5 protein-coding genes are annotated in these 9,983 nt (G+C 46.3%); all 5 read right to left on the bottom strand.

Annotated elements, in window-relative coordinates; genetic code table 11:
* Positions 1-170 precede the first annotated feature (170 nt).
* On the bottom strand, positions 171-737 hold the full coding sequence (locus tag BUB99_RS19975) for a hypothetical protein (RefSeq protein ID WP_073125760.1): 567 nt from the start codon (positions 735-737) through the stop codon (positions 171-173).
* A gap of 4 nt (positions 738-741) precedes the next feature.
* Positions 742-4,743, bottom strand: coding sequence for a fibronectin type III domain-containing protein (locus BUB99_RS19970; protein ID WP_073125758.1), 4,002 nt, complete (start codon positions 4,741-4,743; stop codon positions 742-744).
* A complete protein-coding gene (locus BUB99_RS19965) occupies positions 4,740-6,494 on the bottom strand; it encodes a TonB-dependent receptor (protein WP_139281131.1) in 1,755 nt (584 codons plus the stop codon). Before BUB99_RS19965 ends, BUB99_RS19970 begins: the two co-directional genes overlap by 4 nt.
* Entirely contained in the window at positions 6,487-7,959 is a 1,473-nt protein-coding gene (locus tag BUB99_RS19960) for a PorP/SprF family type IX secretion system membrane protein (protein ID WP_073125753.1), read from the bottom strand. Before BUB99_RS19960 ends, BUB99_RS19965 begins: the two co-directional genes overlap by 8 nt.
* Positions 7,956-9,983: T9SS type B sorting domain-containing protein (locus tag BUB99_RS19955; protein WP_139281130.1), on the bottom strand; the 2,028-nt coding region annotated here is incomplete at its 5' end. The genes BUB99_RS19960 and BUB99_RS19955, both read right to left, overlap by 4 nt.

The raw sequence follows: 9,983 nt of genomic DNA, 5'->3' as shown, positions 1-9,983 counted from the left end.
CTTTCTTTGAGAAGATGCACGAGCTACAAGCTCGCGCCAGCGGGGGCCCCTTCTACATTTTAGGTCTCAGCGGACGCTACGACCAGAGGGGCGATCGATTCCACCATCTTATTTGCAGTTACGTGAAACTATAGTCTCACTCAAAGCTCACCTACACTCAGTAGAGTCGATTATCTTGACCAATCTAAATTAATATTAATAATTTTATACTCTCCATCAATCTTTTTTGTACTAACTATGGACTTAACAGAAACATTATCATCAATTAAAATCTGAACAGTACATTTGATTGTGTCTTCGACCGTCTCAATGTCTTTGATTTTATAGCCACTAATTTTTTCTCCCTGACCTCCAACCCACTGATTTCCCCATAAATAATTACATTCCTTTATATTAAACATTGGTTCAGGCTCATACTCCCATTTAATTTTAAGCATTTCATCATTACAAACATTGAGTTGTTCAATAAGCTTATTTCTGTATTCTTGCGAAAAGAAATCAATAGTACTTAAACGTTGTCTTAATTCATCAAGATCAAAAATGTAAGAAGCTCCACTCAACTTTTTGTAACTGGGTACTTGATAATAACTGGTACTTTTGGGATATGCTTCTTCTATATACCAAGAATAAAAACCATTTACTACTTCAACCGCTGAGGAATCATTACTAGAATTATTTTGTGAGTTACAGCTCAACGAGTACATAGCCAACACTGTAATTGTTATTATATCCTTCATTTATTTAATCGTTTATTTCTACGCTAGGTCTTACCATTGTGACCGTATAAGTTCTTTCATAAGCAGTGCCTTCTCTATAGGTGTCTGTTAATGTATGATCATCCTGCTCACACAATTGATTATCATTACTCGTCCCAATGGATTCATGTGATGTTTGTGCATCATAATAGTGAAAACATGTTTGGCCATTTGTAGTTGTTCTACCTACAATAACCAACCAGTGGTCTGTTGTTTCATCTAAATTCCCTGGGTGTCCCTCATGATAATCAACACCTACCATTATAGGAATATTATCATTAAGATATTCATTTATTAAATCAATCCCGTCTTCAATATTATCCTCTACTTGGAGGTCGTCATTTTCATCGGCACGTGTCATTTGTACAACATCTTCATGACCTGGCCCTATGGCTGCATAACCCGCTGTTTCTAACATATCAGAAGCCCTGCGATAACACCCTGCTGGATCTGAACTGTCATATCCAACAAAATCCACATAATCGGTCAAAGATACATCCAGAAGTTGGTTTACTAACTCCGTTTGTTCATCCTCTTCAGCCCAACTCCAATTTTCCCAAAATGGAGGAACCAAAGATGTCCAACTTCCTTCTTCTTCAACCAAAATCCCCATGTATTTCAGCCAAACCTCAACATCATCTTCATCATCAGTCAGAATTTGAATGACTAAGACTGGTACTCCTTCCTTTAAAAAGGTAATAAACGATTGTCCATCGGAATTGTAAACCTGTACATTCTCATCATCAACCAAATCACAAAGTTCATCCACACGTACATAATTTGGTTTAATCGTATGATCGTTGCTATAAGCTGCTAATTTGTAGTCCTTTCCTTCCAAGGATATTTTTGCCAACGTAACACCTTCTTTGTGCAAAGTTACGCCGCCTTCAGCTCTATCGACTATAGCTTTGATAGCAAGATCCACAAAGAAGGTTTCATCAGTCTTCTTATAATGAGTCGCATTCCTGATTGTCCAATTGCTGTTCGAGATTAAGGCTAAATTATTCTCCTTATCATTTCCAAATCTATATTCTTTAAAAAGTTCTGCTGATTGATCCCAATAGCTATCAAAATTATCTTTCACCTCATTGTACATAGGCATATTGGGTTTCAATACATGATCTTCACCAAAAAGGCTATTATAGGTCAATAAGCTTTTCGTCCAAAAACACAAATCCAACTCACTCTCCGCATCATCCTGTGCCCAGCCGTTCATGCTCTCTGGGTCGTGGACAAAGTCCCACTGGTGTTTGTAGAGTTGGGTGCCGCCATTATAGTCCATCAGGTTGTCAGTAGTGCGCTCTCCTGCGACGAAGTTCTCTGTGCTAAAGGTGTGTCGGAGACGGAAGGCACCATGTCCCAGTTCGTGAGCGATGGTCGTGGATTGGTTGCTGGCCTTGTCGGTCCAGATGTAGCCAAACTGCCGCTTGAAGGGCATGAACCCCGCCCTATCGGCGGACAGGCCCGCTCTGTCGCTGTCCGATCCCGGGATCAGGAAGAGGTAGTAGGCGTCCTTGTCATAGTTGTCCAGGCTGCGCTTGTAGTCTCGGTTGAAACCCTGCATGTTGCTCGGGAAGCTGGACAGTATCCCACTCTCGCCCTCATCGAGCTGCGTGAGTATCTCTGCCTCCACTTGGTAGCTGCTGCTGACCTCCACCTCCCAGTGCGCCACGGCTTGGCTATAGATACGGTTGAGTGCCTCGCCTACGGTATAGGCATCAGGTACGGTGGCATCATTGACAGGGACGATGATGACCCGCTCTCTTACTTGGTCATAGCTGATGACCTGTAGCACTCCGAGTGTTTTTTCGGTTTCATTGCCCTCCTCATCTTCTTGCTTTACATAGGCGGTCACGGTCTCTGTGTGCTGGTTGCTCTTGCCTAGCACGGTGATGGCTTTGCTTTGCTCCTGTTCGCTAGGCTGACTGGCTAGTTCTCCGGTCGTGGTTTTGAAGCCTACATAGGCGCGTAGTGTCTCTCCAGCATCGTGGGTCGCTGTGACCCAGTCGGTCTGTCCTGTAGCGACAGATTTCCAAGCGACCCAGTAGTTTTCTTCCTGAACTTGTTTTTGGGTATAGCCCGCAGACAGGCCAGTAGTGGTCTTGTCAAAGGGCTGTTTTGGATCATCAAACCCAAACTTCTGCTCTGTATATGCCTCAAATGTGATGGAAAAGTCTACGTTTTCGTCCGCGCCGATCGCTGCGGGTGCAGTACCCGCTGCCTGCGATGCGGCAGTGGGCTCTGCCTTTTGTACATTCCCTTCACTGTCTACGAGCCATTGGTCTCCACTGGCGTCTTCTAGCGTAAGGGTATTGCCCTCTGCTGGCAGGGCTGTACTCTCTAGTGACACGGGTGTACCTGTCTCGTCCAGTACGGTCACCACGCCATCGGCTACTGTGACACTGGCGATCTCTACAGGTATGGTGACCACCACTGTAGGGAGATCTTCTATACCATTAGGTACATCCTCACCCTCTGGTTCTCGCTCGTCATGACTGCCAAATATGAAACTGCCTTCTTCGTCGTAGGTCGTAACGACCTTCCCTGCGATGGCTTTGTAGTCTTCGTTGATGATGACATTTTCGATGGACACTTTGAGTCCTGCGCCTTTGAAGATCGGCAAGGGAGAATAGCCCGTACCGGTATAGCTGCCGTCAGAGCCTTTGGTGGCTTCCAGTATGATGACGTCTATGCCGCCTATCTCGAACTGATCTAGGGTACGCAGGGTCTTTTCTAGTGGCGTTGGGTTGAGGTCGGAAGCTTCACCTTCTTCTCCACAGGCATAAGTCCCTTCGTCCTCGGGTCCACTGGCACGCTCTTCGGTCTTCACGGTCTGTATCGTGCTGTAGTCTCCGATATAGTTGAGACATTTGCCTGCCACTTGATATTCGTACTCCGTATTTGCCTGTAAGTCAGGGATGACCTGTGCACCAAACAACGCCTGCTCCGTATGCCATGACGACTTGCCCTTTTCGCGGTATTGTAGCGTAAACCCCGTATGTGACATCTCGGACTCCCAGGTGACCTTGATACGGCTATCATCGAGCGCTTCTCCTGCTAGGAACTTGACGGGCATGCATTCGTCCCCGTACTGAAACCAATAGGTCTCACTGTAGCCTTGGTTTTTGAAAAGATCACGACCGCTCACATCATAGGCCTGTACCCGAAAGGCATACTTCTTACCCGGCTCAAGCAGAGGCTCTGCTGGCCCATAGAGTAGCGAACTCTGTGTGGTCGTGGTACGGTAGATGGTGTTGGACGATCGTACCGCCGCATCGGGACTGGTCTGTCCCGGGAGCATCTCGTAGAGCGAAAACTCATACTCGGTACTAAAGGCGGCATTGGGAGAGGCCAAATGCCGACCGAGCCAAGAGAAGTTGACAAACTGCGGCTCAGACAGCGTAATTTTGTCGGCATTGATAGGGAAGTTGATCAGTGGGGGATCGTTGAGCACAATCCATGCAGTAGCCATCGAGGCATTAGAGACCCTAACGCCACGTGTATAATCTAGCACTTCGATCGTGAAGGTATAAAAGCCCTCAGGCAAACGACCGTTGCGCATAAAGTCTGCTTTGGTCATCCCTTCAAATGCCAAATGGTCTGGATTGAGATAATGCCGAAGGTCAAAACCTGAGAGCATCAACGGCACACCTCCCTGCAGTACCAATGGGTTTGGCACATAGGATGGCAAAGTGGTCAGACGAACGCCTGCTCCTTCTATGGTGAGCCGCAGTTTGGCACGATAGTCTACTCTGTCCAGCTCCAGTACATGAACAAATACCTGCATATTGTTAACATCCGCTGACGAATAGTAACTAAGCTCGGGGCTATAGGGAGGGAGCAGTGTCGTAGTGACCTGTACGGGATAGGTCTGCCCCTGTCCATGGTATCCTGCCGTGAGAAGCACCACGAAGAGACACCACTGCCATAACTGACGGATGAACTGAAAAGCACGGGGGTGGCTATGGAATCTAGACTGGTTGCTCATCGACTCGAAAAGTTAAAGTTGTACCCCAGTTCTGCGACAAACTCTCTAAACTGCTGCTGTGTCGTAGAATGTGGCGTATGTCGGTTGATCGCCGTGACATTGAGGTTGAATTGGTGTTTTTCTCTTAAAACATAGCCCGCGCCTATCCGCAGATTCAGTACGCTACTGTTCAATTTGTTATTGGCCTCTGACACGTTGTAGGATAAAGCGCCCGTCAGAGAAGCCTTTTTATCTCCTAGGGATTTGCGTGCAGACAGGGATGGACCATATATCAGGTTTTGCGTATCGACGGCCTGTGATACGTTGACATTGCCCGAAAGACTCACGACTAGTGCACTCGGTACAAAACTGATACTATAGGAGGAGTTAAAATTGTAATACTTGCTACCTGTATTTTGCGCTTCACCACCTTGCTCCTCTGCCGACTGCTGATAGGCAAAATTACAGTTCAGGTTTTGAGCTCTCTCCGTACTATTCCCCAATAGGAAATTAGCGCCTAAGGCTGCGTTCTGAGAGATTTGCTGATAATTGAGCGTGTCCAAGTTATCATAGGGAGTAGCTTGGTTGTATAGCTGCTCTGGTGTGCGAAAATTGACCACCGTGCTAAAGTTGGAGTAATTGATATTGGTCGTAATCTTTGGAGACACTTGGTAGTTGATGCTGAGAGATCCAGACCATCGGCTCATGGTATTGAGCTCAGTTTTGTTGAGGTTGTTGCGCTGTAGCCCTCCTCTGGCACTGATGCTCAACCGCTGATTGAGCCAGCGAGAAGTATGTGTCAGCGCGATGTTTTCTAGGTCATTGTTAAAATAGTAGGCGCCCAACGTACGGTAGCCAGGCTCGACCCGCTCATAAGCCACCCCAAAAGCATACTTCTTGAACTGATACTGTATAGCAGCATTCATGGCACTGTAGTAAGACGATGAGGCTCTGGGTTGAAACGCAAAGGAAAACTTGTTGTAGATATGGTCTGCATTGACCTCCTCAGATTGCGAATTGGTACTGATGGCACTATAGGCAATCTCGCCCTTGAAGGTCAGGTTATTGATGATTTTGGTACTGACACCTAGCCCGAGTACCAAGTTGTCTTCGGCAAACAAGCCAATGTCTGCGACATTGCTCTTCACCGAATTCGGATCATCCGATGCTTTGAAGAACGAAAAATCGACCGAGTGATCTGCTCCCCCCAGTGTAACCTTCGCGCCACCTCCCATTCGCTTAAACGCTGGCAAATTGCCCACTTCGGCAGTATCTAGTTCCACGGCCTTCTGTAACTGCCCGTACATCGCCATGATCTTGACCTTGTCAGAGGGTGTCAGCTCCACCCCTACACCCAAAAACAAATGCCCGTTTAGCGTGTACTTAGAAAATGTCATACTCCGATAGCCCAGATGTGCAGTGACCCACTTGTAGGTAGGACTCATCCCGTACTGGTTAAATGGCTGCTGAAATGAAGCGTTTTGATTGGAATAGGAAAACGACACAGGCACACTCCATCCATACAAGCTCAGGTTCAAGTTACCTGACAAAAAGTAATTATAGGGATCTCTACGATCCTCTATGCCATTGGCGGCATAAAACACCTGACTGACGTTGACCCCACCAGAGATAGTGAGCGCATCGCCTTTGCCTATGCTTTCTAGGTTTTGCGCACAGACAGAGGTCGTGATGAACCATAAGCTCACCAGTAGCATGCTCCCAAAACGAAAGCACGGCGACTGCATCGATATGTAGACTAGTCCACTACTCATTGATCGCATGAATGAGGAACTGTACCCTCCTGTTTTCGGCCTTGCCCTCTTCGGTATCGTTGCTGGCGATTGGTTCTGTATCTCCTCTACCCAATATCGTCACCTGTTCACCTGCCATTCCATGACTGAGCAAATACTCCTCGACCGCCCTGGCCCGAAGAAGTGATAGCTCGTAGTTGTCTTTCTTGCTACCGACGTTATCCGTATGGCCGATAACCTGTAGCGTCCACGCTGGGTTTTCTTTCATCAGTTTGACCATATCATCGAGGAATGGATAACTATCTGCCGTCAATTGTGCCTCTGCTCGTGCAAAATGAAAATCCTTAGAGAGTTCAAACTGCAGTGTTTTGACTTTGTCTAGCTGCTCCAATTCTGATTTCATCTGCTCTACTTCTGATTTTTGCTCTCTGACTACTGCCGTCTGCTCAAAATCAAACTGTCTCCTGCTACTCACCGTCTCTATCGTGATGGTTTTGGTTCTTGGTCTCCATAGCGTCTTACTGACTGTTACTCCGAGTTGTATTCCGTTTTGCAAGTATTGGTTTTGAGTCCCCAACGGAAAATTATAGGAGAATCCAAACGAAAAGTGGGGTTGGTTGAATACAACCGCCAGTGATGCGTCTTGGTTGAAACCATATCGTGCAATCACATCCAAGTTGCCCGACTGAATGATATCATAAGGATTGTCATTGCGAAAAAACAACTTAGATGAAACCATCGCGGTGTAGGTATTGACGCTCCCCTCTCGCTGATAATAAAAAGAAGGAGTCAGCTTGAATTTTGCTCGCTCATACAGCACACTCTCACCATGAAAGCAGAAAGTCATCGGCGTACGAACCTCTTCATCAAAAAACGATGCTTCTGGTTTATTCAACTCCCAGACACTCACACCGAACGTCGCAAAAGGTCGATTTTCTTTTTGGATATCCCAAATCAGCCCTCCACTGAGCGAGACATAACTCAACTGCTGCACCTCAAAACTCTCGCCCAATCCAGACGAAGGATCGTACCTAAACTCGGATGCAATCCACTGAGACCCCGTACTCAACTGATCCATAGAGGTACGGATATTGACATAGGTGGCATTGAGACCAAAATGTAAAAACTGTCCCTCGGTCAGCTCGATAGGTACCGCTACTGAGAGTCCTGCTCGATAGGTCTTCAGTAGATCAGATGTCCCCGTATCTTTACTGAGGCCATTGAATCCCAGTCCAAGCAGTCGTCTTCCACTTTCCTTCTCGACAAAGACATAATCAGCATTGAGGCTATTCGTATTAAAAAATTCACCCTGCCCGATGGTCAGTTCTTCTCTAAAAAAAGACAGGTCTGCATCGTAATTCATCGTAGCATACGCAGGGTTGATCAGTAGCGGTGTAAACTGATTGATCGTGTACACCGACTGCTGAGCCCATAGAGGCCCTACGATCACAACCAGTACCGATATCAAAATAAAATGCTTTCTCATCTCAACAGTCTAATTGCTCCCTTCGTATTTCCTTCGAATTTGAGTGACCTCCCATCATGAAATGATCCTCTGATTGTCCAGATATACATTCCATTGGGCAGAGGTTCTCCTCTATAACTACCATTCCACCCGACAGTCGTCGCTTCCTCTATATCCGAAGTGTGATACACCTCATTTCCGTTTAGGTCAAAAACCTGAAACTCCAATGCCGCAATCCCCGACCCATAGACCATGAACTGATCATTGTTTTGGTCACCATTTGGTGTAAAAAGGTTAGGAATAAAAATGACATTTTGCACTAGTACCGTGACCTCTCCAGTGCTTTCACACCCGTTGACATCCGTCACTACTACCGAGTAAGTGACCGTCTCTAAAGGAGATGCTTCGGGTGCAGCGAGAGTAGGATCATCCAAAGAGACTTCTGGATACCATAGGTACTCGACTCCTCCTGTTGCCTCGATCGTTACCGATTCGTCTGCCCCTACACTTTGCTGCGGACTGACTGTGATCTCTGGTGCATAATTGACCACTATGGTGATGGTATCTTTCTCCTCAGGGCAGTACCCTGAGCTTACATTTAAATAGTAAGTACTGGTGGTATCTGGGCTAACCTTGGGGTTACTATCCGTCAAAGACGCATTCAAATTGGCACTCGTCCATTCGTAGCTATAGTCAAACTGACTCCCGCTAGCGGTGGATGATGTCCCCAAGGACACCATCTCTCCAAGACATATAGCCTCATCTACTCCAGCATCTACTACGATCTCTGGATTGACGTGGATCATAACCGTATCTCTGGCATTACAGCCTTCGCCATTGACTATCTCTAGCGTATACTCCGTATCTTCTTCGGGAAAAGCCAAAGGCTGTGTTGCACTCGGGTCACTAAGCGTCAAGGAAGGACGCCAAGTATACGCCCAATCTGGCTCGGTCTGTACCGTTCCCAAAGAAATCTGTGTTCCAAAACACATCAGTGAATCAGGCCCTGCAGCTGCCACAGGCCTATCATGCACCACGATGAGGAGTGAGTCTGTATTGAGGCATTGATTGACATCCGTCAGATCAGCATAGAGCCATGTGTCTACCGAAGCAGAAAAACGAAGTTGTGCATCATCGTCTCCCACACGCATCGTCTCATCGTACCAAGAGATAGAATCCATGAGTACATAGTTCACTTCTACATCCGTAGAGTCTCCATAGCAGATTTCACTTTCTCCCTGAATGGTAAAATCAGGTAGCGCATGCACAGTCAGTGTCAACGTATCCGAATAATGACACGCATTCGCGTCCTCTACATAGAGAGATATTTCATCCGAACTTTCCGCAAGGGCTTGCCACTTCGCGCTAGACGATAACAACGTGCCGTCTTGGCCTCTCCATTCAAAAACTTCACCTACGGCGACTTCCAAATTGATACTGTCACTATAGCAATAGATCGCTTCTCCTGACAAATCAAATTCAGGTAAGTCGAGTGAGGTCACTTCTATGGTATCTCTTTGAAGACAGCTTTTGTCTGAATAGACTTCCGTCCAAATTTCTAAAGTTTCCTCTACTTTATATTTATACTCTGTTGAATGATCATGGAGCAATTGATTGCCAACTGTATACCAACTCACATCAGTCCAACTACCTGTGATAGAAAGTGAAGCCGAATCACCATAACATATAGCCAAATCCTCCCCTATCGTATGATCTGGCAAAGGATCCATGTCTATCTGTAGCGTATCGTAATTCAAACAACGATTGACATCATACACCTCTGCCACCAAGACATCTGATACATCCACCGTATAATTATAAAACCAACTGTCCTCCTCTAATACCGTTCCGTCCTCGCTGTACCAATTGACCTCATCAAAGCCAAACCCCGTCTTTAGTAGTATCGAAGATCCATAACAAATGGAGGTATCCGAACCAATATTAAACACAGGCAAATCATACATCGATACTATCAAACTATCGTAGTTCACACAGCCGTTCATATTGAAAACCTCTGCGATCAAAGTGTCTTTCTCCAGCACCTC

The sequence above is a fragment of the Reichenbachiella agariperforans genome (assembly GCF_900142205.1).
GTDB lineage: Bacteria > Bacteroidota > Bacteroidia > Cytophagales > Cyclobacteriaceae > Reichenbachiella > Reichenbachiella agariperforans.
The sequence above is the reverse complement of the archived record's forward strand: the minus strand, read 5'-3'. Positions and strand labels throughout refer to the sequence as shown.